This window comes from Kitasatospora sp. NPDC096077 (assembly GCF_040303245.1).
In the GTDB taxonomy this organism is placed as follows: domain Bacteria; phylum Actinomycetota; class Actinomycetes; order Streptomycetales; family Streptomycetaceae; genus Kitasatospora.
On record NZ_JBEOSV010000008.1, the window covers coordinates 94,136 to 117,037 of the forward strand.

At 74.2% G+C, this 22,902-nt stretch carries 19 protein-coding genes; 6 read left to right on the forward strand and 13 right to left on the reverse strand.

Annotation, left to right across the window (positions count from 1 at the left end; all coding sequences use genetic code 11):
• Positions 1-117: 117 nt before the first annotated feature.
• From ABTZ03_RS10765 to ABTZ03_RS10805, 9 genes are all read right to left on the reverse strand, one after another.
• Positions 118-717: a fasciclin domain-containing protein gene (locus ABTZ03_RS10765; RefSeq protein WP_350512547.1), complete on the reverse strand. Its 600-nt coding sequence runs from the start codon at positions 715-717 to the stop codon at positions 118-120.
• Between the two features lie 131 nt (positions 718-848).
• On the reverse strand, positions 849-3,203 hold the full coding sequence (locus ABTZ03_RS10770) for a glycosyltransferase family 4 protein (RefSeq protein ID WP_350512548.1): 2,355 nt from the start codon (positions 3,201-3,203) through the stop codon (positions 849-851).
• The gene (locus ABTZ03_RS10775; protein WP_350512549.1) at positions 3,200-5,890 is read right to left on the reverse strand and encodes a polysaccharide pyruvyl transferase family protein; all 2,691 of its coding nucleotides are present in this window, start codon (positions 5,888-5,890) and stop codon (positions 3,200-3,202) included. The genes ABTZ03_RS10770 and ABTZ03_RS10775 overlap by 4 nt, the downstream gene beginning before the upstream one ends.
• Positions 5,890-7,197, reverse strand: coding sequence for a glycosyltransferase family 4 protein (locus ABTZ03_RS10780; protein WP_350512550.1), 1,308 nt, complete (start codon positions 7,195-7,197; stop codon positions 5,890-5,892). The genes ABTZ03_RS10775 and ABTZ03_RS10780 overlap by 1 nt, the downstream gene beginning before the upstream one ends.
• Complete coding sequence (locus ABTZ03_RS10785) at positions 7,194-9,671, reverse strand: DUF2206 domain-containing protein (RefSeq protein ID WP_350512551.1); 2,478 nt, start codon at positions 9,669-9,671, stop codon at positions 7,194-7,196. Before ABTZ03_RS10785 ends, ABTZ03_RS10780 begins: the two co-directional genes overlap by 4 nt.
• 82 nt (positions 9,672-9,753) lie before the next feature.
• Positions 9,754-10,845, reverse strand: coding sequence for a glycosyltransferase family 4 protein (locus ABTZ03_RS10790; protein ID WP_350512552.1), 1,092 nt, complete (start codon positions 10,843-10,845; stop codon positions 9,754-9,756).
• Positions 10,842-11,612 carry a polysaccharide deacetylase family protein gene (locus ABTZ03_RS10795; RefSeq protein WP_350512553.1) on the reverse strand — a complete coding sequence of 257 codons (771 nt, stop codon included), beginning with the start codon at positions 11,610-11,612 and terminating at the stop codon, positions 10,842-10,844. Before ABTZ03_RS10795 ends, ABTZ03_RS10790 begins: the two co-directional genes overlap by 4 nt.
• Positions 11,609-12,154: a hypothetical protein gene (locus ABTZ03_RS10800; protein WP_350512554.1), complete on the reverse strand. Its 546-nt coding sequence runs from the start codon at positions 12,152-12,154 to the stop codon at positions 11,609-11,611. The genes ABTZ03_RS10795 and ABTZ03_RS10800 overlap by 4 nt, the downstream gene beginning before the upstream one ends.
• A complete protein-coding gene (locus ABTZ03_RS10805) occupies positions 12,151-12,894 on the reverse strand; it encodes a glycosyltransferase family 2 protein (protein ID WP_350512555.1) in 744 nt (247 codons plus the stop codon). Before ABTZ03_RS10805 ends, ABTZ03_RS10800 begins: the two co-directional genes overlap by 4 nt.
• Positions 12,895-14,429: 1,535 nt before the next feature.
• Here ABTZ03_RS10805 and ABTZ03_RS10810 point away from each other — a divergent pair.
• The 6 genes from ABTZ03_RS10810 (at position 14,430) to ABTZ03_RS10835 (ending at position 19,971) form a co-directional block, all read left to right on the forward strand.
• Entirely contained in the window at positions 14,430-14,618 is a 189-nt protein-coding gene (locus ABTZ03_RS10810) for a YegP family protein (RefSeq protein WP_350512556.1), read from the forward strand.
• Between the two features lie 108 nt (positions 14,619-14,726).
• On the forward strand, positions 14,727-15,971 hold the full coding sequence (locus tag ABTZ03_RS10815) for a glycosyltransferase family 4 protein (RefSeq protein WP_350512557.1): 1,245 nt from the start codon (positions 14,727-14,729) through the stop codon (positions 15,969-15,971).
• Entirely contained in the window at positions 15,968-17,251 is a 1,284-nt protein-coding gene (locus ABTZ03_RS10820; protein ID WP_350512558.1) for a glycosyltransferase, read from the forward strand. Before ABTZ03_RS10815 ends, ABTZ03_RS10820 begins: the two co-directional genes overlap by 4 nt.
• Entirely contained in the window at positions 17,226-18,110 is an 885-nt protein-coding gene (locus ABTZ03_RS10825) for an SGNH/GDSL hydrolase family protein (protein ID WP_350512559.1), read from the forward strand. The genes ABTZ03_RS10820 and ABTZ03_RS10825 overlap by 26 nt, the downstream gene beginning before the upstream one ends.
• A 159-nt stretch (positions 18,111-18,269) precedes the next feature.
• Positions 18,270-19,430 (forward strand): NUDIX hydrolase, encoded by a 1,161-nt coding sequence (locus ABTZ03_RS10830; protein ID WP_350512560.1) that lies wholly within the window; start codon positions 18,270-18,272, stop codon positions 19,428-19,430.
• Positions 19,431-19,569: 139 nt separating this feature from the next.
• The gene (locus ABTZ03_RS10835) at positions 19,570-19,971 is read left to right on the forward strand and encodes a DUF6188 family protein (RefSeq protein WP_350512561.1); all 402 of its coding nucleotides are present in this window, start codon (positions 19,570-19,572) and stop codon (positions 19,969-19,971) included.
• Positions 19,972-20,049: 78 nt separating this feature from the next.
• On the opposite strand, the gene ABTZ03_RS10840 is transcribed toward ABTZ03_RS10835, so the two are convergent.
• From ABTZ03_RS10840 to ABTZ03_RS10855, 4 genes are all read right to left on the reverse strand, one after another.
• On the reverse strand, positions 20,050-20,424 hold the full coding sequence (locus ABTZ03_RS10840; RefSeq protein WP_350512562.1) for a hypothetical protein: 375 nt from the start codon (positions 20,422-20,424) through the stop codon (positions 20,050-20,052).
• 66 nt (positions 20,425-20,490) lie between these two features.
• Positions 20,491-20,886 (reverse strand): roadblock/LC7 domain-containing protein, encoded by a 396-nt coding sequence (locus tag ABTZ03_RS10845; protein ID WP_350512563.1) that lies wholly within the window; start codon positions 20,884-20,886, stop codon positions 20,491-20,493.
• A gap of 82 nt (positions 20,887-20,968) precedes the next feature.
• On the reverse strand, positions 20,969-22,021 hold the full coding sequence (locus ABTZ03_RS10850) for a hypothetical protein (RefSeq protein WP_350512564.1): 1,053 nt from the start codon (positions 22,019-22,021) through the stop codon (positions 20,969-20,971).
• Positions 22,022-22,196: 175 nt separating this feature from the next.
• Positions 22,197-22,580: a hypothetical protein gene (locus tag ABTZ03_RS10855; protein ID WP_350512565.1), complete on the reverse strand. Its 384-nt coding sequence runs from the start codon at positions 22,578-22,580 to the stop codon at positions 22,197-22,199.
• Positions 22,581-22,902 lie beyond the last annotated feature (322 nt).

A 22,902-nucleotide genomic window follows, 5' to 3' on the forward strand; every position in this document is an offset into this window, starting at 1 on the left:
TCCGCACGTTCGGCGCAACACCCCGGACCGTTCGGCGCAGTCTGCCCGCGCCCGGCTCCCGGTACACGACGAGGTGGGCCGGTCCACCGGACCGGCCCACCTCGGGAACGCCGCTCGTCAGCCGAAAGCCGGCACCGTGTCCAGCACCGCGAGCCGCGCGTTGGCCGTCTTGATGCTGCCGCAGAGCACCTGCGCGCCGCCGATGCGGTAGTCCTCGCCACTGCCGGTGGCCTTGATGACGGCGCCCTGGAGCGAGTTGTACTGCTTGTCCTGGAGGTCGTCCTTGCGCAGGTCGCGGACGACGATCAGCTTGCGGACGAGGTCCCCCGCGCCCTGCTGGGTGGCCAGGGACTTCTTCTGGTCCTCGGTCAGCTTCCCGAAGGCCGCGTCGTTCGGGGCGAAGACGGTGACGTTCTCCATCGAGTCGAAGATGTCCTTGGCCTTGGCCGTCTTGATCAGGGCCGACAGCTGCCCCAGGTCCTTGGTCTGGTCGATCGCGGTCAGCACGGGCTGGCCGCCGAGCGCGTCCAGGCTCCCGCCGCCACCGTTCCCGGACAGGGCGGTGCAGGCCTGGCCGAAGGCCTTCTCCGGCGGCGGGGGCGCGGCGACCACCGGCCCGGGCGCGTCCACCCCGCCGCCGCTGCAGCCGGTGAGCGGGGCGAACACGAGGACGGCACCCGCCAGCAGGGCGGCCGGGCCGAGGGGACGACTGGGCATGCGAACTCCTCCTCAAGGGCGAAATGCCCTGTTCCGTGCGGATCGGTCCGATAGTGACACCCGATCGGACGGCGACGCGGGAGGACATGCGAGGCCGCACCCGTCCCGGCGGCCGGAACCCACCGCTGCGTTCAGGACCGCGGCGGCTCCCGGAACAGCTCCAGGTAGCGCCGGGTCAGCCCGGGCCAGGCGTAGTGCTCGGCGACGTGGCGGCGGCCCGCGGTGCCGAAGCGGTCGGCGGTGCGGGTGTCGGTGAGCAGCCGTCGGCACGCCGCGGCCAGATCGCGCTCGTCACCGGGCGCCACCAGCAGTCCGGTCACGCCGTCGTCCACCACGTACGGGATGCCGCCGACCCGCGAACCGACCACCGGGGTACCGCAGGCCATCGCCTCGATCAGGGTCATGCCGAAGGACTCGGCCTGGCTCAGCGAGGGCAGGACCAGCAGGGCGGCCTGCTGGAGTTCGGCCACCAGTGCCCGGCCGGTCAGCGCCCCGGTGAACTCCACCCGGTCCGCGATGCCCAGCCGGTCCGCCTCGGCCCGCAGCTCCGGCCGGGCGTCGCCGTCGCCGACCAGTCGCAGCCGGGCCGAGGGCAGGTCGGCCAGCTGCGCGAAGGCGCGCAGCAGCACCGGTACGCCCTTCCAGGCCGAGGTGCGGTCCATCCGCCCGACGTAGAGCACCGTGGGCGCCCGCCGGACGGCCGGCGGGCCGGGGGTGAAGAGGTCGGTGTCCACGCCGGGCGGGATGTGCAGCGCACCGCTATGGCCGGCCGCCAGCGACACCGGGGAGACCGCGACCAGGGCCGCCGCCTGGCGGAAGACCCGCGGCAGCAGGAACCGTTCGTAGCAGCCGATCAGCCGGTCCACGCCGGGTTCGCCCTTGGCCATCGAGCCCGCGTGGTAGGTCAGCACCGAGGCCCTCGCGCCGCCGAGCGCCACCGCCAGGTCCGCCAGGCCCGGCACCGGGGCGTGCGCGCTGACCACGTCGATGTCCAGGCGGCGCAGCCAGTACGGGAGTTGGAAGGGCCAGAGCGGGCTGAGCGGGGTGTTGGAGAGCCGGGCCCACGTACCGAGCCGGACCACCGGCAGACCGTCCTCGACCCGGACCGTGGTGCGGCGGCCGGTGGTGTTGCTGGTGATCACGGCGGCCCGGAGGCCCGGGTCCCCGGCGACCGCCCCGGCGATCCTGGCCGCGTAGTTCTCCACACCGCCGATCTTCGGCGGGTAGTAGGGGGCCACCACCGCCACCCCGCGCCGGCGCCTGCCGGACAGTGCCCGGGCGAAGACCTCCGCCGTCCGGTCGGCCTGCCGCTCCCAGGAGAACCCGGCCTCGACCCGGCGCCGGCCGGCCGCACCGAGCCGACGGGCGAGCGCCTCGTCGCCGAGGACCGCGGTCAGCGCCGCGACCAGGGCCGGCCGGTCGCCGGGAGCGGTGAGCAGGCCGGTTCCGTCACCACCACCGTCGATGCCGATGCCGGTACCGCCGCGGCCGGGGCCGGTGCCGTCGAAGGGGCCGGTGCCGTCGAAGCGGCCGGGGCGGTCCTCGGTCACCAGCGAGGGGATGCCGCCGACCCGGGTGCTGACCACCGGGCGCCCGACGGCCATCGCCTCCACCAGCACGCTCGGCAGGCTGTCGTAGTGGGTGGGCAGCGCGACCACCCGGGCCCGGTGGTAGGCGTCGACCAACTCGGCTCCGGCCAGCCGGCCGCTGAACCGCACCCGTCGGGCGACCCCCAGACGGTCCGCCAGGCGCCGGTACGTGGCTGCGGCCGAGCCGTCCCCGACCACCTCCAGGCTCACCCCCGGTACGTACAGGGCCAGTTCGGGGAGGACGCGCAGCAGATCGGTCAACCCCTTGTAGGACGTGGCACGTTCGAGTGAGCCGACGAAGAGGATCCGGGGCCCGCCCGGCACCGGGCTCGCGGTGAAGCGCTCCAGGTCGGCACCGGGCGGGACGGTGACGGCCCGCCCGGCGAACAGCCGGGCGAGGTCGCCCCGGACGTGGTCGGAGGAGCAGATCAGCTCGGCGGCCCGGCGCACGGTGCCGGCCAGCAGGGTGTGCTCGTAGAGCGAGCAGGCGGCCGTGCGCAGCGGATCGCGCTTGTGCATCCGGCCGGTGTGGTAGGTCAGCACGAACGGCACTGCCCCGCAGGCCCTGGCGGCGGCGTCGGCGAACAGCGGCACGGGGGCGTGCGCGTTCACCAGGTCGACCCGCTCCTCCTGGATCAGCGCGCGCAGTGCGGTGATCCAGCCGGTGCCGAGCCGGGTGCGGGAGACCCGCAGCGGGGCGGGCAGCCGGTGCACCACCAGACCGTCCCGCTCCCGGTACCGGCCCGGGCGGCCGCCGTCGCCCACCGTCGCGGCGACCACCACCCGGTAGCCGTGCCGGGCCCGCAACTGCCGGGCCAGCTCCCAGGTGTACTGCTCGACCCCGCCGGTGTCGGGCGGGAAGTAGGGGGTCGCGAGCAGTACCGTGCGCCCGGTCATGCCGCCACCCGTACCGGCCGGCGGTCGGTGGCGGCGCGCAGCAGCTCCGGCAGTTCCTCGGCCCGGGCCACGTAGCCGGGCAGCCGCTCGGCCAGGACCCGCAGGTACTCCTCACGCCCCAGCCGGAGTCGCTCGACCAGTGCGCCGAGGCTGGCCGCCGACACCTCGGCGATCGGCAGCACCCAGGATTCGAGCCCCAGGTCCCGCATGATCCCGCGGGTCTTGTGCTCGTACTCGATCGCGATGCACGGCACCCCGCTGGTCAGCGCGAAGATCACCGAATGGAAGCGGGTGCCCAGCACGTAGGCGCACTCGCCGTACAGGCCCTTGAGTTCGCGGAAGTCGACCCGTTCGTCCACCCGCAGCGGCGGCGTGGCGCAGTGACCCGCGATCCGGCGGTCCACGATCCGGTCGTCGTCGCCCAGGTAGTCGGTGGTGACCTGGGGGATCAGCACCACCTGGGCGCCGGTGGCCCGGACCGCGTCGATGGTCTGCGCCAACGCCCTTTCGTAGCGGTCCTGTTCGGCGGCCGCCAGCCACTGTCGGGCGGTCACGCCGACCAGTGGCACCTCCGGGCCCACCCCCAGCCTCGCCCGCCAGTCGCCCCGCGGCGGGGGCGCGAAGGCGAACCCCGAGTCGACCGCCCGGCGCACCGGGCCGCCGTGCACCCCGCACGTCGCCAGGATGTCCGTGCTGACGTCCTCCCTGGTCAGGACGAGCGCGGCCCGGCGCAGGACGTAGGCGGCGAGCCGGCGTTGGACCGGGGCCGGGAACGGGCCGAAGGACTGCGGCGCGAACACCACCGGCACGCCCCGGCGGTGGGCCAGCAGCAGCGGCAGCGCCACGTAGAAGACGTTCTGGTAACCGTCCAGGCCCGGACGGGCGTTGAAGTAGCCGCCGCCCATCGACACCACCAGATCGGCCGCCTCCACCGCCTCCACCTCGCGCCACACCTCGGTCGGCAGCAGCGTGCGCAACAGCCTGCCCGGCGCGCGCGACGGCAGTGACAGGACGAGCGGCAGGGCCAGGAGTCCCATCGCCTTGCGCGCGATCCGGCGCACGGTGCCGATCCCGGCGTCCGCCACGTAGCGGCGGATGGAGCCGATGTTGGCGGCGCCGTCGAAGGCCGGGTGGACCTCCGGGTCCTCCATCCCGGCGACGGTGATCACGGCCTCCGGGAAGGCGGCGCGGACCTGGCGCAGGCACACCGCCAGCAGGGCGGCGTCTCCGGCGTTCTCACGGACGTAGGCGTTGACGACCAGCACTCGCATGGGGAGGTGTTCCGTTCGCAGGCCCGCCTGAGCGGGGGGCGGGGTGGCGGCCGGGGCCGGCAGCGGGGTGCGGACCAGCGCCAGGACCGCGATCAGGCCGGAGGCCAGGTTGCCCAGGCCCCAGGCGTAGCCGAACCAGATCAGTCCGTGCCCGGCCCACGCGGCGGCCAGGCCCACGGTCACCACGGCGTAGACGACGTTGCTCCACACCAGCGGCGCCATCCGGCGGACCAGCTTCAGCGCGAAGCTGCCGACCGTGTTCAGGGCCACCGCGCCGGTACCCACCGCGAGCACCACCAGCAGACCCTGTGCCCGTGCGGGATAGGACCCGCCGAACAGGCGCAGCAGCAACCCGCTGCCGGCCGCCAGCACCACTGCGGCCGGGAGTTGGAGCAGGACGATCAGCCGGGCCGAGCGGCGCAGCACGGGCACCAGACGCGACTCGTCGGCGGATATCTCGGCGAACATCGACTCACAGACCGCGAACGGGACGGCGTTGGCCAGATTGGCGATCTGGAAGGCGACGAAGTAGTAGGCGGCCGCCTCGGTGCCCAGGCGTTGCAGCACCAGCAGCGGCAGCACCAGCAGCGGCACCAGGTTCAGCAGGCTGGACAGGTAGCTGCCGGCCGAGAAGCCCAGGTGCTCGCGCAGGAGGGTGCCGCCGCCCAGGACGGTCGGGCGCAGGCCGATCCTCCGCCTCAGGAACCACAGCGAGGCCAGCACCGCCACCGCGTAGCCGCCGCCGATGGACGCGACCAGCCCGAACGACCCCAGACCCGTCAGCAGGAACGGCAGCCCCAGCTTGGCCAGGCCCTGCAGCACCCCGTCGACCAGGGTGTTGTACTGGGCGAGCCGCTCGCCGACGAAGACCGCGTCGGTGAGCAGGTTGACCGCCGACAGGGCGCAGAACAGCACGATCAGCCCCGCCTGCACCGGGTCGGCCCGCACCGCGAGCAGCCGGGTGCCGTACAGCGGCAGCCCGAGCAGGTAGCCGGTGCCGAGCAGGCAGCCGGCTCCGAAGACCAGCAGCACGGCCCGGTTGATCTGCGCGTGCCGCCGCTCGGGGGCGGCCGGGAACCGCACCAGGGTGCTGTTGAGGCCGCAGAGGCTGAAGTAGGCGATCAGCGAGATCGCGTTGGTGAGGGAGGTGGCCGTGCCGACCTGGCTCGGCGGGAACAGGCGCGCGGCGGCCACCCAGAACAGGAAACCCAGGGCGGCCGTGCTGACGGTGGCGGCCATCAGGTAGACGGAGCTGCGGGCCACCTGGTCGTGGCGGGCGGTGCGGACGGCGCGGGCGAGGCCCGCGACGAGGCCGACGCCGGTGGTGCGTTCGGCCCGGTCGGGCCGACCTGGTCGGCCTGGTCGGCCCGGCCCGTCGGCACCGGGGTCGGGGGACCGTGGGCGGTCAGGCGTCATCAGCCCGACCTCGTCCCCGTCGAGGCCCACCCGGCGCTCGGCGTGCTCGCCGCCGCGTAGTGGCCGAGCAGTGCGCTCACGTGCTCCGACCAGCCGAAGCTGCGCTCCGCGTAGGACCGCGAGTAGCGCCCCATGCGCCTCCGCCGGGGCGGATCGGCGACCAGGGCCGCCAGTTCGGCCCGCAGCCGCTGCGCGTCGCGCGGCAACAGACTGACCTCGGCCCGGTCCAGCGCGTAGGGCGCGTAACCCGGGTCGTCGGTGGTGACCACCGGCAGCCCCGAGGCCATCGCCTCCTGCACGGTGAGCGGGAAGCCCTCGGCGGTGGAGGGCAGCGCGAAGACGTCACAGGCCCGGTAGACCTCGGCGACCCGGTCGGGCGGAAGTGACCCGAGGTGGTGGACCCCGGCGCCGCCGCCGCGGTGCTCCTCTCCCCCGGCGCCGGTCCCGACGAAGACCAGGTCGTAGGCCGGATCGGCGGCCGCGCGCAGCAGGTCGTACCCCTTCTTCGGGACCAGTCGTCCGACGAAGAGCACCAGTGCCCGGTCCACCGGCAGCCCGTAGTGCTCCCGCAGCCGCCGGGTCTCCGCCGCCGAACCGGCCGGGTGGAACAGCACGGTGTCCACTCCGTTGGCCAACTGCCGTACGGCGTGGGCACGGGCGCCGTGCGCCCGGGTGAAGGCGCGGACCGTGTCGTTCAGCACCAGCACCCGTCGGGCCCGGTGCAACAGGGCCCGCCCGAACACCCCGTACACCACCCGCTGCACGTTCCGTACCAGTGCCGAGGGGTGCGCCACCAGGCCGACGTGCTGGGTCAGTACCAGCGGGGTGCGGGTGAGCGCCGAGGCCGCCCAGGCGGCCCAGGAGGTCGGGTAGAGGCAGTCGTGCAGGTGGATCACCTCGGCCCGGCGGGCCTCGCGCACCGCGTCGAGCAGCAGTTGCGGGGAGGGGACGGGGAACGGTACGCCGGTACGACGCTCGATGCCGTTCCAGGCGGCACAGCGCAGGACCCGTACGCCCGGCTTCCCGTTCTCCGGCGCTGTCACCGCGTCCGCGTCCGCGTCCGCGTCCGTGTCCGGCTGGGCCCGGGCGGGGCGTGCGCCGGTGGTGAGCACCGTCACCGCCACGCCGCGGCGGGCGAGTTGCTCGGCCTCCTGGCGTACGACGTTCTCTATCCCGCCGACGTGCGGCGGGTAGTAGTGGCTGACCAGCAGCACCCGTCCGGCCTTTGCGCTGTCGGCGGTCCTCGGGGCCTTCGCGGTCCTCCCGGTGCTCGCGCTCTTCGGGGTCTTCGCGGTCTCGTGGGTCATCGGTAGATCTCCGCTCCGTCGCTGCTGTAGATCTCGTTCTTGGTGGCGTCGAGCAGGCCCATGGGGTAGCGGTAGGTCACCAGGTCGCCCTGGTAGAAGGCGGTCGCCTCGCCCTTCGCCACCGTGGTGCTGCCGAGGAAGACGTAGGAGTCGGCGCCGATCAAGGTCGGGTAGATGTCGTCCAGGGCCCGACCGCGGATCAACGTCTGGAGCCGGCTGAAGGTGTAGCGGTCCGTCTGCACCTCTGACTGGACGTTCTGCGTCCGGTCACCGGCGGTGAGCTGCTCCAGCCAGGTGATCGCGGTCCGCTCCTGCGGCTGGACGTAGTAGATGTCGTAGTACTGGCCCGCGTTGTTGAGGTTGAGTTGGGGCGGGTAGCCGCCGATCAACTGCGGGACCGCCCCGGTGAGGTCCAGGAAGAAGGCCACCGCGAGGGCGCCGGCCAATGGCGGCGTCCAGCGCCCGGCCCAGCGGAACACCCAGAGCGAACCGGCGGCGATGAACGGCGCGAAGAAGAACAGGCCCTGCTGGAAGGCGCGCAGCACGCCGTAGTCCACGGACAGCTGCGGCAGCACGGTCAGCAGCCCGATCACCGTCAGCATGCCGATGGTCAGGGTGATCTGGTCGCGCGCCGGGCGGAAGGCCCGCTGCTTGGTCCACAGACAGACCGCGAGCCCGACCAGCAGCAGGAGTTGGAGCAGGTCGGCGGCCCACTGGCGGATCGCCTTGTTGGCGCCGGAGACGTCCAGACCGGTGTGCTGCAGGGCTCGGCCCAGCCACGTGAGCGGCAGGTCCGGCTCCGTCACCGCCGCCACCGGGTACCGGCCGACCTCGCCGGCCGGCAGGTAGTCACCCTTCGCCCGGCCCTCGGCGGTCAGGTGCAGCGTGCTCGCCTGGTACTGGGCCAGCCGCTGCTGTGGGCTGACCGCCTGCCCGCCGAGCAGGCTGTAGGAGGTGTCCGAGGAGCCGCTCTGCACCTGGGCCGGGCTGGTGATGTCCTGCACCGTCGCACTGACCGTACTGCGCAGCTGCCCGCCGGTGCCGGTCAGCGGCCCCGTCCAGAGCACCGCGGCCACCGCCGTGGCCAGCACGATCCACCAGGTCACGAAAGCGGTGGCGGTCGGCCGCGGCCGTCCGGCGCGCCGGGCCCGCAGCCGGGAGAGCAGGCGCCAGCCGTGGTCGGTGAGCAGCGCGACGGCGAGCACCGCCACCAGCACGAAGGTGGTCGAGTAGTGCGAGAGCACCACACCGCCCATCAGGGCGGTGAACACCACCCGTCGCCGGTGCAGCGGCCGTCCCCGGTCGGTGAGCACCACCAGGGCGGCGCCCGACAACAGGAAGGCGATCTCCTGGCGGGCCAGGAAGGTCATGTCGGTGAAGAAGGTGGGGAAGGCCGCGAAGTACAGCGCGGACAGCAGCGCCACCGTCCGCCGCGCGAGGTTGCGCACCGAACGGTAGACCAGCGGCACACTCAGCGCGAAGAGGAGCGGGAAGACGGCCTTGAAGACGTACAGGCCGCTGATCCCGGTCAGCCGGGCGAACGCCGTGGGCAACAGGGTGATGCTCAGGCAGGCGTTGTAGGGATCACGGAAGGCCGCGATCTGCCAGCGGTCGGCGCCGGAGGCCAACTGGAAGACCTCGTACTCGCGCTGGATGTCGTGGCCGGTGATGAACCAGCCGCGCAGGGAGGTCAGCAGCAGCAGCGCGGCGGCCAGTAGGAACAGGCCGAGGCAGAGCACCTCTTCCGGGTAGCGGCGGCGGCCGCGCAGCAGTTGGACGAAGAGCACTGCCATCGTCCCCAGGGCGAGCAGTGCCATGGTCGGGCCCAGGCCGTTGTTCAGCCGGATCGCCCCGCCGACGGCGAGCAGCAGGCAGCCGGCCCCGAGCAGCAGCACCGGGCGCAGCCCGGGGGTGCGGCGGCGGGGCGTACCGGCGCGGCGGCGGGGCGTACCGGCGCGGCGGCGGTGTCGCGGCCCGGCGGCAGCGGGCTCGGGGTCGGGCTCGGGGTCGGGCTCGGGCTCGGGCTCGGGCTCGGGCGTGCGCTCGGGCTCGGGCGTGCGCTCGGGCTCGGGCGTGCGCTCGGGCAGTGGCAGCATCCAGGCCGCCAGCAGGACCGCAAGCGCCGCCGACAACGCCAACGGGGCCTGGCGGAGCGGGCGGTCGTCACCGAGCAGCGGCAACGTGGTGTTCAGCAGCAGCTCGGTGGCGAGGTCGCCGCCGACCGCCAGCCCGACGGCCACCAGGGCCCGCCCGGTCCTGGTCGCGACGAAGGTGTCGGCGTACCCGTACCAGAGCACCCAGGGCCCGCCCAACAGCAACCAGCAGCCGGCCGGCACCAGCAGCGGGGTCGGCACGCCGGGCAGGGTTTCGACGGCCGCGGCGAGCGCGGTGACGGCCAGCAGCCTCCACCGGGCTCCGGTGCGGCGGACGACGGCCCGGCCGCCGCGCCGCAGTGGGGCCGTCGCGCGCCTCATCGGCCTGCCCCGGTCGGCAGCGCGGCCGTCGACGGGCCGGTGACGGGCAGCGGCGCGGAGGTGGGCTCCCGCTCCCGCCCAGTCATCCGAGCACCTCCGCGTAGATCCGCTCCACCTGCCGGACCACCGTGTCCCACGCGTAGGCGGGCGCTGCGGCGACGCTCTGCTCGGCCAGCCGACGGCGCAGCCGGGCGTCGCCCGCCACCTGGTCGACGGCGGCCGCCAGCGCGGCCGGGTCCGGCGCCGCCAACAGGCCTATTCCTTCGAGGAGTTCGGTGTTGCCGGGGACGTCGGTCGCGATCACCGGCAGGCCGGCGGCCATCGCTTCCAGCACCACCAGCGGCATCCCCTCCCGGTCCGAGGGCAGTACGAAGGCCTCCGCCTCGGCGTAGCAGCGGACCAGCTCCGGCCCCAGCTTCGCCCCGGCGAACTCCACGTTCTCCAGGCCGAGTTCGATGGCCTGCCGCTCCAGTCGGCCGCGCAGCTCGCCGTCTCCGACGATCCGCAACCGCACCGGCCGGCGCAACAGGGCGATCGCCTCCAGCAGTCGACCGACGTTCTTCTGCGGGCTCAGCCGTCCCACGTAGAGCAGTTGCAGGGGGCGCTCGACCGGTTCGCGCACCGGCATGAAGTAGCCGGTGTCCACGCCGTTGGGAACCACGTGGATCCGCTCCCCGGGGACCCGGTAGACCGTTCGGACGAAGTCGGCCTGACGGTCCGTCAGAACAATTACCGCGGCGGCCGCCCGCAGCACCGGGCCGAAGACGTACTTCTTGTAGGCGGGCAGCAGCACACCGAGCCGGCCGGAGGAGTCGACGTCCAGGTGGAAGTGCAGCACGAACGGCCGGCGACGCAACCGGGCGGCGAACGCGACCAGTTCGGGCAGCAATGCGTGCGCGGCGTGCAGGTGCAGCACGCAGTCCCGCCGACCGCGCAGCAGCGCCAGCGGCAGTCCCGGCACCAGCGGGGTGTGGGCGAGTTCCACCGACCGGTGGCGCCGTACTGTCACGCCGCCCTGCCTGCTGCGCCGCGGGGCGCCGCCGGAACCGATCGTCGTGGTCAGCACCTGGACCTCGTGCCGCTCGGCCAGACCGGCCGCGAGGTTCTCCACCACCCGTTCCAGGCCGCCCAGATGGGGCGGGTAGTAGGGGGTGATCTGCAGGACGGTACTCATCGGGCCGCCAGGTCGAGCAGTTCGCCGTTGGTGCGGTACGTCACCTGCGGGCGGTCCGCGATGTGCGCCAGCACCCGCTCCAGGCGGGCCCAGTCGCCCCGGGCGTCCACCTCCCAGCTGTGGCCCCACAGGTGGTACACGCCGCCCTCGCTCAGGCAGCGCTCGAACCAGTGGACGGCCAACTCGTCCCAGGCCAGGAACAGCCTGACCGCCTTCCGCGGTCGGCCGCGGGCCAGCCGCAGGGCCGACGGCCCGTCCACCCGGTGCGCGTAGGCGTTCACCGTGGTGGCCAGCTCCAGCGCGGGCCCGGGCCGCAGGCGGCCGCGCCGCACCGTGCGGGCCAGGGTGAAGCCGGCCCGGTCGACCAGCGGGAGGTGGCGGGCGGCGTACTCGCCGCGCGGATAGCAGAAACTGGTCACCGGTCGGCCGATGACGGACTCGAGCTCCTCCCGGCCGGCCCGGATCTCCCCGGCCGCATCGGCGTCGGTCAGCCGCGGCAGCCGCTGGTGGGTCAGGGTGTGCCCGCCGATCTCGAAGCGTTCGGCCAGCTCCCTGATGCCCGCTGCGGGCAGCCGCTCGGCCGGGGCGAACTCGTGGTTGCGCGGGGCGATGTAGAAGGTGCCGGGCAGCCGGTGGCGCTCCAGCAGCGCCGCCAGGCGGGAGTCGAGGACGTGCCCGTCGTCCCAGCTGGTGGTGACGGTGACGTGCCGCCGACCGGTCGTGCCAGTCGCTGTGCTGCTCGTTGTGCTGTTCGTCGTGGCGTTCATCGTGGCGAGGCCTCGGGTTCGGGGGAGGCGGCGGCCTGGAAGCGGTAGTGCAGGGTCTGGTCATGACCCAGCAACGCGACCTGGACCTCCGCGTCCGGCTCGGTCAGCGGCAGGTGGACGGTGGTGCCCACCGGGGTGTCCGGCTTCGGGACGAGGGTGACGGTGGTGCTCCCGGTGACCGTGCCACCGGGGGTGGTGAGCGAGACCCGTAACTGGAGGTTCGGGGTGGGGGTGCCGTGCTGCACCAGCGAGAGCGGGATCACCGCCTGGCCACCGGCCGTGGTCGGCAGCTGGGTGAAGTACAACTCGTCGTAGTCGGCGGGGATCCGGGTGAACGTCTGGCGCAGTGCCAGACGCACCGTCGGCTGTGCCCACAGCAGTGGGACGGCGACCGCCGTCGCGAGCACGGCAGCCAGCAGCGCCAGGGCCCGCGGGCGCGGCCGCCGCCGGCCGTGCGGGCCGCCCGGCCGCCGGCCCGCCCGGTGGGGCGGGGGGGCCGGCGGCGGCGTCAGGCCCTGGACCCCGCCCAGGGGTTCGGTCATACGGTGTCGAACTCCTGGGCGGCGCGGTCGAGCAGCATCGGGCGGCGGACCGGGCTGGCGCGGCGGAAGGTGTGCTCGAAGAGCTGGCGCAGGTTCTCGGTGCCGTCCCGGAGCGCGTTCAGCTTCACCTGCCCGCCGCGCTTGCGGTACTCGATCGGGAGCTCCAGGTACCGGTAACCGGCCCTGGTGGCCGCGTTCTTGATCTCCTGGGAGAAGGACATCCCGGTGGAGCGGACGTCCAGCCGCTGCCAGACGTAGCGCCGGAACACCCACATGCCGGACTGCGAGTCGCGCAGCTCGTTCCGGAAGAGGGAGCGGCTGATCGCGCTGAGCACGTGGTTCCCCAGCGAGTGGGAGGGCTTCATCGCCTCGCTGTTGCCACGGGCCAACCGGTTGGTCGTCATGAACTCGACGTCGTGGTCGACCAGGGTGCGCAGCAGGCGGGGCAGCGCGTCGAAGGGATAGGTGCGGTCGGCGTCGCCGGTGGCGATCACCTCGCCGGTGGCGGCGCCGAAGCCGGCGCGGTAGGCGTTGCCGTAACCGCGCGCGGGCTGGTCGACGACCCGGGCTCCGAGCAGCCGGGCGACGTCGCCGGTGCCGTCGGTCGAGCCGTTGTCGACGACCAGCACTTCGGTCCGCCACCCGCCCTCCTCCAGCTCGGCGAACGGGATCGACGCCATCACGGCCGGCAGGTTTTCGGCCTCGTTGAGCGCGGGTATGACGATGGACAGTGTGTTCATGTGAACTCCCTCTGGCAGGCGGAGATCAACGCCGGCTGGTCCGACCCACGAGAGAGCGTGGGGTCGGGTGGGACCGCGCCTGGCAGCGCGGTCTGGACAACCCGTCGGCACCGTCGGGCAGTTGCGCCGCGACGGTCGGGATCCGTACAGGTGGGTACGAGCACACGGAGGGCGGCCGGGTTCACCGGCAGGGTCCGACCTGCCGGGTCGCACGGGGTCAGCACACCCCGGCGTCGAGTGGGCGCGGCCGCCCGCCCGTCACCCCTGGACGTCTACCGGCTCTCCCGAACCGATCTGACAGGGGCGGTCCTTCGCTCCGCAGCGGCGACACCGGAGACCCCCATGACTCCCCCTCAGGCAGTGGATGGCTGCATCCCAGCGCATCGCCGTGCGGCATGACCACCACACTAGGCAGGGGCCTGACGGGTTGTGAAGCAGTTTCCGGTTTCTTCGTCCGATTCTCAGCTTTACAGCGCCCGGACTTGGGGGTTCTCTCCCGCAAGAGGTTCGCCGGAGCGGCGTATCTGAGAATCCTTAACGACCGCTGACAATTCTCCGATGGCGATCGCATTTTCGATTCGATCCCGCTGCCCGGGACGGCTTTCCGGCGCTCCGCCGGCAGCCGGTCCGACCGCGGGCACACCCGCGACGGAGGCGGGCGGTGTGGGACTGATGAAGAGTCAGTGCTTGTCCAATGCACGGGACTTGACGATCGCCGGGACCCGCTCCGGAGCAGCCCAACCTCCGGCTCAAGACCCGCCTTCCGCCGGCCACCGACCCGTCGGCGGTCGCCGATGACGCGGTCGCACACCGACCGGCCCCGGAAAGTCACTGCACCGGGCTTTCCAACGCCGTTCATCAGCCGCTGCACAAAGGAATGAACGTTTCTCCATCCATTTCACCGCCGATGCCTTCGGGTCGGCGAGCCATTCCTCTTCCGCCCGCGCGCCGCGACTCCGGGCGGCTTCGGACTTCCCCGTGAAATCCCGACTCCCTCGCGACTTCGAGCCGGAAACACCGCCGCAGTCACCGGCCGGGTGGAGCCGCCGTCCGCCTCACCGCGCGGCAGCGTCACGGCCCGTACCGTTCGAACGACGACCCCGCAAGACGCCAACCGGTTTGAGGGACAACCAGTTCTACGCGACCGTCAGCCGGACGCTGCTCCGTACCGCGTTCTGGCCCCAACAGGGAGAGTGCGCCCCGCCCCGCTACTAAGCTGGCACCGGGATCACAGCCCCCGAGGCCCAGCCCCATATGAGAAGCTCGCGTCGTGATCGAGTCCTGGGCCTTTGCCGACAGCACTGCAGCGGTATCGGCCGAAGCGGCACTGCAGGAACTCCGTGACCGGATCGCGGCCGGGCTGCTGGAGGTCGGCCCCACGCTCGCGGGGTGCTCGTGGGTGCAGGGGCGGGTGGGGTCCTCGGCTCCGTGGCTCGAATGGGTGCCACTCGGGTGGGGCAGGTGGTCTGCGGGGTGATGGGTTTGACCGTACCTTTCGAGCGAGGGGGTCACTCAAGCGGAAGGCTGTCACTGGCATGGCTGGGAAGTTCGAGCTGTACATGGACGAGAGCGGGATGCACCGGTTCCGGCTCAAGGCGAGCAATGGGACGGTCGTGGTGACCGGGGATCCGCAGGAGAGCAAGGACGACTGTCTGAGGAGCATCGAGTCGATCCGCAAGCTCGCGCCGTACGCGGAGCTCAAGGAGGCGGCCGGGTCGGTGTGACGCGGTGGGTCCGGGGCGCAGGTCGGCGGTGCAAATCGCCGACCCGCGTTCGCTTGTACGACAGATCCCTTTGGCCGGGTGCACGCCGGGCGTGGACAGAACTCAGGCATGCGCGTCGCCATCGTCACCGAATCCTTTCCTCCCGAGGTCAACGGAGTCGCCCACAGCGTGCTGCGGACGGCCGAGCACCTGCTCCGCCGGGGCCACCGGCCCCTCGTCGTCACCCCCGCGCCCGCGCGGGGCGCCCACTGCCCGCCGCAGACCTTCGGCTCCGGCACCGAGGCGGAGCGGATCCCCGTGGTGCGCATCCCGTCGATGCCGCTGCCGGGCTACCCGCAGGTGCGGATCGCGCTGCCCAGCCGGCAGCTGGCGGCCGCGCTCGGCGGGCACCGGCCGGACCTCGTGCACCTGGCCAGCCCGTTCGTGCTGGGGGCGCGCGGGATGCAGGTCGCGGCCCGGCTCGGGGTGCCCGCCGTGGCCGTCTACCAGACCGATCTGGCCGGGTACGCGCACGCCTACCGGGCCGGGCGGGGGCTCGGCGAGGCCGCGGCCTGGCGGCGGATCCGGGCCGTGCACCGGGCGGCCGCCCGTACCCTGGCGCCGTCCACCCCGGCCGCGCAGGACCTGACCGCGCACGGGGTGCCCCGGGTGCAGCTGTGGCCGCGCGGGGTGGACTCGGTGCGCTTCCACCCGCGGCACCGGGACGAGGCGCTGCACCGGGCGCTGGCGCCGGGCGGGGAGGTGCTGGTCGGGTACGTCGGACGGCTGGCGCCGGAGAAGCGGGTCGACCTGCTGGCGGCCGCGTCCGCCCTGCCCGGGGTGCGGGTGGTGGTGGTCGGGGACGGCCCCTCGGCGCCCGGGCTGAGGGCCTCGATGCCCGGCGCGGTGTTCCTCGGCCGCCGCACCGGCGAGGAGCTGGCCCGATGTTTCGCCACCCTGGACGTCTTCGTGCACACCGGCCCGCTGGAAACCTTCTGCCAGACCATCCAGGAGGCGATGGCCAGCGGGGTCCCGGTGGTCGGCCCGGCCGCCGGCGGCCCGCTGGACCTGGTCGCGCACCACCGCACCGGGCTGCTGGTGCCGCCCCGGGACGGCGCGGCGGTGGCCCGGGCGGTCGCCGAACTCGCCGCGGACCCGGCCCGGCGGGCCGCGTACGGGAAGGCCGGGCGGGCCGAGGTGACCGCCCGCACCTGGGAGGCGGTCGGGGACCTGCTGCTGCGGCACTACGCCGAGGTGCTGGCCGAGCACCGGGGGGTGCCGGTGTCGGCCGTGCTGCCGTTCGTCGCCCCCGCGGGGACCGCCTCCGCCCGCCCGGTGGTGCCGCCGCCCCTGCCGGAGGAGCTGCCCGCATGACGCCCCCGCCGCACGGCGGGCCGCTGACGATCGTGCGGCTCGCCAACTTCGTCACCCCGGTCTCCGGCGGCCTGCGCACCGCGTTGCTCCATCTGGGGGCCGGGTACCGGGCGGCCGGGCACCGGCCGGTCCTGATCGTGCCCGGTGAACGGCGCTCCGAGGAGGACACCGAACAGGGCCTGGTGGTCACCCTGCCCGGCCCGGTGCTGCCCGCCAGCGGCGGCTACCGGCTGCTCACCGACCAGCGGGCGGTGGCCGCCGAACTGACTCGGCTCGGCCCCGACCGGCTGGAGGTCTCCGACCGTACGACCCTGCGCTGGACCGGGAGTTGGGCTCGGCGGCACGGCGTCCGCTCGGTGATGGTCTCGCACGAGAGCGCCACCGGGCTGCTGCGCACCTGGGGCGTGCCCGGGCCGCTCGCGGGCGCGGCCGCCGACCGGCTCAACGCGGCGACGGCCCGCGCGTACGACGCGGTGCTGTGCACCACCGACTGGGCGGCGGCGGAGTTCCGCCGGATCGGCGTGCCCAACCTGGTCCGGGCGCCGCTCGGGGTCGACCTGACGGCGCTGCGGCCGCTGCCGGCGGAGCGCCGGGCAGCGGAGCGGGCCCGGTACGCGGCGGACGACGAGCTGCTGCTGGTGCTCTGCTCCCGGCTCTCCGCGGAGAAGCGGCCCGAGCGGGCGGTCGAGGCGCTGGCCCGGCTGCGGGCACGCGGCCTGCCCGCCGTCCTGGTGGTCGCCGGAGCCGGCCCGCTGCGGGACCGGCTGGCTGCCCGGGCCGCGCGGCTGCGGCTGCCGGTGCGGTTCCTCGGCCACCTGAACGGGCGCACCGAGCTGGCCGGACTGCTGGGCAGCGCGGACGTGGTACTGGCCCCCGGGCCGGTGGAGACCTTCGGGCTGGCCGCGATGGAGGCGCTGGCCTGCGGGACGCCGGTGGTGGCCAGCCGCTCGTCCGCGCTGCCCGGGCTGATCGGGCTCGCCGGGGTGGCGGCCGTCGACACCGGGGCCGGCTTCGCCGCCGCGGTCGGCCAGTTGCTGCGGCGGCCGGAGGAGGTACGGCGGGCGACCGCACGGGCGCAGGCGGAACGGTACGGCTGGCCCGCGGCGGTGGCCGGGTTCCTGGCGGCGCACGGGGTGCGGGCGCCTGGTGCGGGAACGACGGAGGACGGGGTCCGGCGGCCCGGCGCGGAGGCGGCGGCAGCGGAGGCGGAGGCGGACGGGGTGGTCAGCTCCGATGCGGGGGAAGGGGGGCGGGATGAGCGTGCTGGACGCCGGGCCTGACCGGGCGGCGGAGGACCGGCCCACGGCGGGCGAGCTGCTGCGTTTCGTGGCGCTCGGCGACTCCCTGACGGAGGGGATCGGGGACCAGGTCGGTGAGCAGTGGCGCGGCTGGGCCGCCCTGCTCGCACGGTCACTGGCACCCGAGGGGCAGTCGGTCGAGTTCACCAACCTGGCCTACGCCGGCGCTCTGACCGCGGATCTGACGACTCGTCAACTCCCGGCCGCGCTGGCCCGGCGGCCGCAGCTGGCGGCGGTGCTGGTCGGCGGCAACGACACCCTGCGGGCCGGCTTCGACATCCGGCGCACCACCCTGGAGTTGGACGCCACCCTGGGTGAACTGTCCGGCCACGGTGCCGTGTTGATGACCGCCTGTCTGCCCGACCCCGGCCTGCTGCTCCGGCTGCCCAAGCCGCTCGCCCGGCCGCTGGCCCGGCGGATGCGGGCGGTCAACACCGTGGTGCACGCCCTCACCCTGCGGCACCGGGCGGTGCACCTGCACATCGCCGAACTGCCCTGGACCGAGCAGCGGCACCTGCTGAGCGTGGACCGCCTCCACCCCAGTGCCGAGGGGCACCATCTGATCGCCCGCCGGTACTACGAACTGCTCGGCACGGCGGGGCACCCACTCGGCCCGCCGCCGACCGCCGCGCCCGCCGAGCCGCCACCGGGCCTGGCCGCCGACCTGTGGTGGATGGCCACTCGGGGCACCCGCTGGGTCTCCGCCCGCAGCACCGACCTGCTGCCGGGCCTGCTCGCCCTGGCGGCGGTGGAGGGCGCCGCCCGTCTGCGCGGGGCGAGCGGGCGGCACGACGAGCAGATGGCCCGGGCGGCGGCGCAGGCGCTGGCCTCGCTGGGGTGAGCCGGTCGGCCGGGTGAACCGGTCGGCCGGGTGGGTCCGGTGGGGAGCGGGATCACCCCTCGGGGTGGGGTCGGCCCGGGTGGCGAGTGGGAACCATCGGGTCGGCCGGGGTGTCGTCCCCGGGGAGTGATGGGGAGTGATGTGGCGGAAGGAGCCGGGGTGGAGACGTCGGACAGGGCGGGTCGGGGGATTCTGGCGGCGGCCGGGGTGCTGTTCCCGGACGGGCGGGGGCGCGTACTGGTGGTGCGGCTGCCGTACGACCGGAAGCATCCGGTGGCGGTCCCGGGTGGCGGTTGGGAGCCCGGCGACCTGTCACCGCGGGAGACGGCGGAGCGGGAGATCGCCGAGGAGCTGGGGTTCACGCCCCGGTTGGGGCCGCTGGCGTGCGTCGACTGGGCGATGATGCCGAGCCGTCCGCCGATCGTGGCGTACCTCTACTGGGCGGAGCCGCTGACGGCGGAACAGGTGGCGGCGATCCGACCGGACGCGGCGGAGGTCGGCGGCTGGGCCTGGCTGACGGCGGAGGAGGCGGGGCACGCACTGCCGCCCCGGCTGTCACGGCGGGTGACGGCCTGTCTGCGGGCGCCGCGTACCGCCGGGCCGCTGGAGCTGGAGGACAGCCGACCGGTCGGGCACACCCTGCGGGAGCTGCCGGCCGACGGTCCGGTGCCCGAGTACACCGGGCTGGCCGCCGTGTCCGGGTCGGGGGGCACGCCTGGACTGGGGAGCGCGCCCGGGCCGGCGGTGCAGCAGGCGTCGCCCGAAGCGCCGATGGACCGGGACACCTTCTACGCCACCCGGCCGCGGATCCGGGCGAAGGCGCGGACGCTGTTCACGGACGGTGACGGGCGGGTGCTGCTGGTGCGGCTGCGGCCGTGGGACGGGCCGCGCGGAGAGCGGCCGCACTGGACGCTGCCCGGCGGCGGGGTCGAGGCGGAGCGGGAGACGCCCCGTACGGCGGCGCGGCGGGAGGTCCGCGAGGAGCTGGGCTGGGAGGTCGAGCCCGGGTCGCTGCTGGCACTGGACTGGCAGCCGGGGACGGCGGCCGATCCGGGGGCCGATCCGGCGACCGGGCAGGACACCGCCGTCCTGGTGTACGTGTACGACGGCGGCACGGTGACGGAGGAGCTGCTCGGCTCGATCAAGCTGCAGGAGCAGGAGCTGGTGGAGTGGCGGCTCTGCGACCCGGCCGAGGCGCGGACGCTGCTGTCCGGGCCGTCCTGGGAACGGGTGGCCGCCGCGCTGGCGGCCCGGGAGCGGGCGGCCGGGCCGGTCGAGCTGGTGCGCGGGCGGGCGGGGTGGTCCGGGTCGTCCCGGTGATCGGGGCAGTCCCAGTGATCGGGGCAGTCCCGGTGACCGGGGCAGTCCCAGTGATCCGGGTAGTCCCAGCGATCGGGGTGGTCCGGCGGTCGGGAGGTTCAGGAGGTTCAGGAGCGCCCGGTCGGTGAACACTGGGAGCATGCAGAACGCGATCACTGAGGTACTGGCCGGCCGGCGGGTCGAGGCGGTCAGCGGCGGAGTCCGGCTCGACCTGCGGCTCGACGGGCCGGTGACCGTACGGGTGGCGCACGAGTTCCGCTTCGCGGCGCCGTCCTTCGCCGCGCCGGACGAGGTCGAGCACTTCTTCCCGGCGCTGACCTTCCGGCCGACCCCCACCCTGCTGACGCTGGTCGGCCGAACCGTCGGCACCGCCCGGATCACCCTGGCCGGCGGCCTGGAGCTGGGCTTCGCGGAGGGCGGTGCGCTGTCCGTCCCGCCGCACGCGGTGCTCGCGCCGTGGAGCGTGCTGACCGCGGAGGGCGCGGTGTGCGCGGGGCTGGCGGGCGGCGAGGTCCGGTGGACGGAGCCCGGCGGGGCGTGAGCCGCCGCCGGGGCCTCGTCGACCGGGGCCTCGTCAAGCGGGGATCCGCCGGACAGGCCCTGAGGGACCGGGGCGGGATCAGACCTCCAGGTCGGCCTCGATCCTGGTGAGCTGGTGGCGGGCCATCGCCAGGTTGGCCCGGCCCTTGTCCAGCGCGAGGTAGAGGAACAGGCCCTTGCCGGTGCGGCCGGCCAGCGGGCGGATCAGGTGGTACTGGCTGCTCAGCGTGATCAGGATGTCCTCGATGCCGTCCTGTAGGCCGAGCATGTCCATGGTGCGCATCTTGGCGCGGACCACGTCGGTGTTCCCGGCCGCGGCCACGTTGAGGTCCAGGCCGCCGGGGCCGTCGAGGGTGGCGAGCGCCATGCCGCTGTTGTAGTCCACCAGGGCCGCGCCGATGGCGCCCTCGATGGTGGTCATGGCCTGCTTGAGCGCGCCGGGTGCGTCGGTCATGTCTGGTCAACTCCCGTTGGTTGGTGAGGTGGTGGGATGGTGAGGTGGTGGTGCAGGGGGGTTCGCTCAGAGCGCGTCGCGCGGGTCCTTGGGCACCAGGGCGTCGTTCAGCAGCTCGGCGATGCGCCGGGCGCAGCGGCGGGCCTCCAGGTGGAGCCGGCCGACGTTGACGTCCGGGAGTGCCAGCAGGGTGAGCACGCAACTTCCGCCGGCCGCGTAGGTGGCCACGTAGCCGTGCTCGCCGCGCACCACCGACTCGCGGAACTCGCCCTGGCCGGTGCTGTCGGCGAGCCGTTGGGCGAGCGAGAGCGAGGCCGCCGTCATCGCGGCCAGGCCGGAGGGTTCGGTTCCGTGGGTGTCGTGCGCGATCAACAGGCCGTCCACGCTGGCCACCAGGCCGCCCGCGAGGTGCGGGACACGGCGTTTGACGGCGCGGAGTTCGGCGAGCAGCTCGGTCTCCAAGGCGATCAGTTGTCTCCTTCCGACACGCTGCTTGAGCGCCCGCCTCATGGCCGGTACGACGGGGTCGTGGGCGGAGAGTGGCTCAAAGTCGGGCCTCCAGAAGGTCTCGGACCCGGGTCAGCAGCGCGATGTCCGGGTCGGGGACGGCCAGCGGGTGGGCCGCTGCCGTGGTGGGCGGTCGGTCGGGGCACGTGGGGGCGGCGGGGCTGGGGGACGGGGTGGTGCGGAGCGTGGCGCCGGGGATCCTGCGGTGCAGGCCGCCGACCGGCCGCGGGGGTGCGGAGGCCGGGGGCGGTGCGGCCGTCGGGACGGGGGCGGTCGGCGCGGCGTGCCGTGGGAGCTCGTGTCGCGGAGCGTCGTGCCGCGGGACCTCGTGCCGGGGGACGTCGTGCCGGGGGACGTCGTGCCGCGGGGCGTCGTGCCGCGGGGCATCGAGCAGGCCCGCGGCGGCCAGGCGGCGGACGTCCGCCGTCACGCCGAAGCCGGAGCGGCCGAGCAGTCGGGCCAGGTCGGCCGGGGTTCTTCGGCCGTCGGCGTGGTCGAGCAGTTCGCGTCGACGGCGGCCGGGCGGGCGGTGCGCGGGGCACCGGCCGCGCTCGACCGGACGGACCGGGGCGGTGTCGAGCTGCGGCCAGGGCCAGATCCGGTCGAGGAGTTGGTGCCGGCGCTCGACCTCGCGGCCCAGCCGGACCGGGTCAACCAGCGCCACCGTGCCGAGCCAGTGCCGGACCTCGGGCTCGAACCGCCAGGTGCCGCCGGCCCGGTCGGCGAGGACGAAGTAGGCGGCGTCGAACAGTGTTCCCAGGTGGCCGAGTTCGAGCTCGCCGCGGCTGAGCAGCTGTCGCTCCACCAGGACTTCGCCGACCCGGCCGCGCGGGCCGTGGTCGTGCAGCAGCTCGGCCCAGCCCGCACGGGTGATCCGGCCGCAGCCGGTCAGCAGGTCGGCCAGGCCGGGGGCGCGCGGGGACTCGGCGGCGGCCACCTGGCCGTCGACCAGGTGCAGGCTGCCGAGCGGACCGTACAGGGCGCCGGTGGCACGGCGGGCGGCGAGCAGGGAGACGGCCTCGCCCGGGGTCCGCGGCGGGACCGCCCCGGCCTGGCCGACGGGTTCGGTCAGGGACGGCGCGGCGGTCATGCGGGCCACCGCCGTCGGACCCGGCCGAACGGGCACGGGGAGTGGAGCGGGGAGTAGAGCGGGGAGCGGGACGGGGAGTGGAGTGGGAACTGGAGTGGGAAGTGGAGCGCGGCCTGGCGCGAGGTGTCCGGGTGACCGGCTGGCCGGAATGCGACGGTCGGTGCGAACCCGGCGCTCACCCCAGCACCAGTTCCTCGGCGAGGGCCTGGAGCCGGAAGCGGGCGGCCGCGAGGTTGCCCGTCGAGCGGTCCAGCCAGAGGTGCAGGACGAGTCGGCCGTCGAAGACGGTGTCGATGAAGCGGATCAGGTGGTAGTTGCGGCCCGCAGTGACGATGATGTCCTCCAGCGGTGCGCGGGGGTCCTCCGTCGCGGTGAAGGTCTGGCTCTCAACTGCCGCTCGCACCACATCGGTTGCCTCGGCGGCCGCGGTCTCGTGCTCACCGGACGGGCCTTCGCCGAGACTGCCGAGGGCGAGGCCGCTGCCCCAGTCGACCAGGCTCGCCGAGCGGGCTCCGGCGATCGCCATCGCTCCGGAGAGACAGTCGTCGATACCCGGCACACCGGCTCCTTCGAGGGGGGTCTGGGTGGCCGGACGCAGTGCGACTCCGGCCGGGTCGCCACCAGCAGTGGCAGCTTCGACACGGAAGGCTACTGCCGGTTTCCGTAGGACGAACATTCCAATGGCATATTCACATCAGCTACCGCTAGTTCCAGCCAAGGTGTGACGAAGCGTCATGACCGCCTCACGGGCAAACCCGCTGGCCGCGCGGCCGCCCCGGACCGCCGACCGGCGGCCACCTGGTGTGGCACCTTGGCCGATAGGGGGCTGCAGCCGAGGGTTTCGAGGACGAAAATGCGATAAGAGGACACGCCCGTCGGCG

Coding starts and splice junctions, on each gene's coding strand:
- ABTZ03_RS10840 (WP_350512562.1), bottom strand. CDS start 20,424: ATGACCGACGCACCCGGCGCGCTCAAGCAGGCCATGACCACCATCGAG.
- ABTZ03_RS10835 (WP_350512561.1), top strand. CDS start 19,570: ATGCAGAACGCGATCACTGAGGTACTGGCCGGCCGGCGGGTCGAGGCG.
- ABTZ03_RS10785 (WP_350512551.1), bottom strand. CDS start 9,671: ATGAGGCGCGCGACGGCCCCACTGCGGCGCGGCGGCCGGGCCGTCGTC.
- ABTZ03_RS10810 (WP_350512556.1), top strand. CDS start 14,430: ATGGCTGGGAAGTTCGAGCTGTACATGGACGAGAGCGGGATGCACCGG.
- ABTZ03_RS10765 (WP_350512547.1), bottom strand. CDS start 717: ATGCCCAGTCGTCCCCTCGGCCCGGCCGCCCTGCTGGCGGGTGCCGTC.
- ABTZ03_RS10770 (WP_350512548.1), bottom strand. CDS start 3,203: ATGACCGGGCGCACGGTACTGCTCGCGACCCCCTACTTCCCGCCCGAC.
- ABTZ03_RS10850 (WP_350512564.1), bottom strand. CDS start 22,021: ATGACCGCCGCGCCGTCCCTGACCGAACCCGTCGGCCAGGCCGGGGCG.
- ABTZ03_RS10790 (WP_350512552.1), bottom strand. CDS start 10,845: ATGAGTACCGTCCTGCAGATCACCCCCTACTACCCGCCCCATCTGGGC.
- ABTZ03_RS10795 (WP_350512553.1), bottom strand. CDS start 11,612: ATGAACGCCACGACGAACAGCACAACGAGCAGCACAGCGACTGGCACG.
- ABTZ03_RS10780 (WP_350512550.1), bottom strand. CDS start 7,197: ATGACCCACGAGACCGCGAAGACCCCGAAGAGCGCGAGCACCGGGAGG.
- ABTZ03_RS10825 (WP_350512559.1), top strand. CDS start 17,226: ATGAGCGTGCTGGACGCCGGGCCTGACCGGGCGGCGGAGGACCGGCCC.
- ABTZ03_RS10805 (WP_350512555.1), bottom strand. CDS start 12,894: ATGAACACACTGTCCATCGTCATACCCGCGCTCAACGAGGCCGAAAAC.
- ABTZ03_RS10775 (WP_350512549.1), bottom strand. CDS start 5,890: ATGACGCCTGACCGCCCACGGTCCCCCGACCCCGGTGCCGACGGGCCG.
- ABTZ03_RS10815 (WP_350512557.1), top strand. CDS start 14,727: ATGCGCGTCGCCATCGTCACCGAATCCTTTCCTCCCGAGGTCAACGGA.
- ABTZ03_RS10820 (WP_350512558.1), top strand. CDS start 15,968: ATGACGCCCCCGCCGCACGGCGGGCCGCTGACGATCGTGCGGCTCGCC.
- ABTZ03_RS10800 (WP_350512554.1), bottom strand. CDS start 12,154: ATGACCGAACCCCTGGGCGGGGTCCAGGGCCTGACGCCGCCGCCGGCC.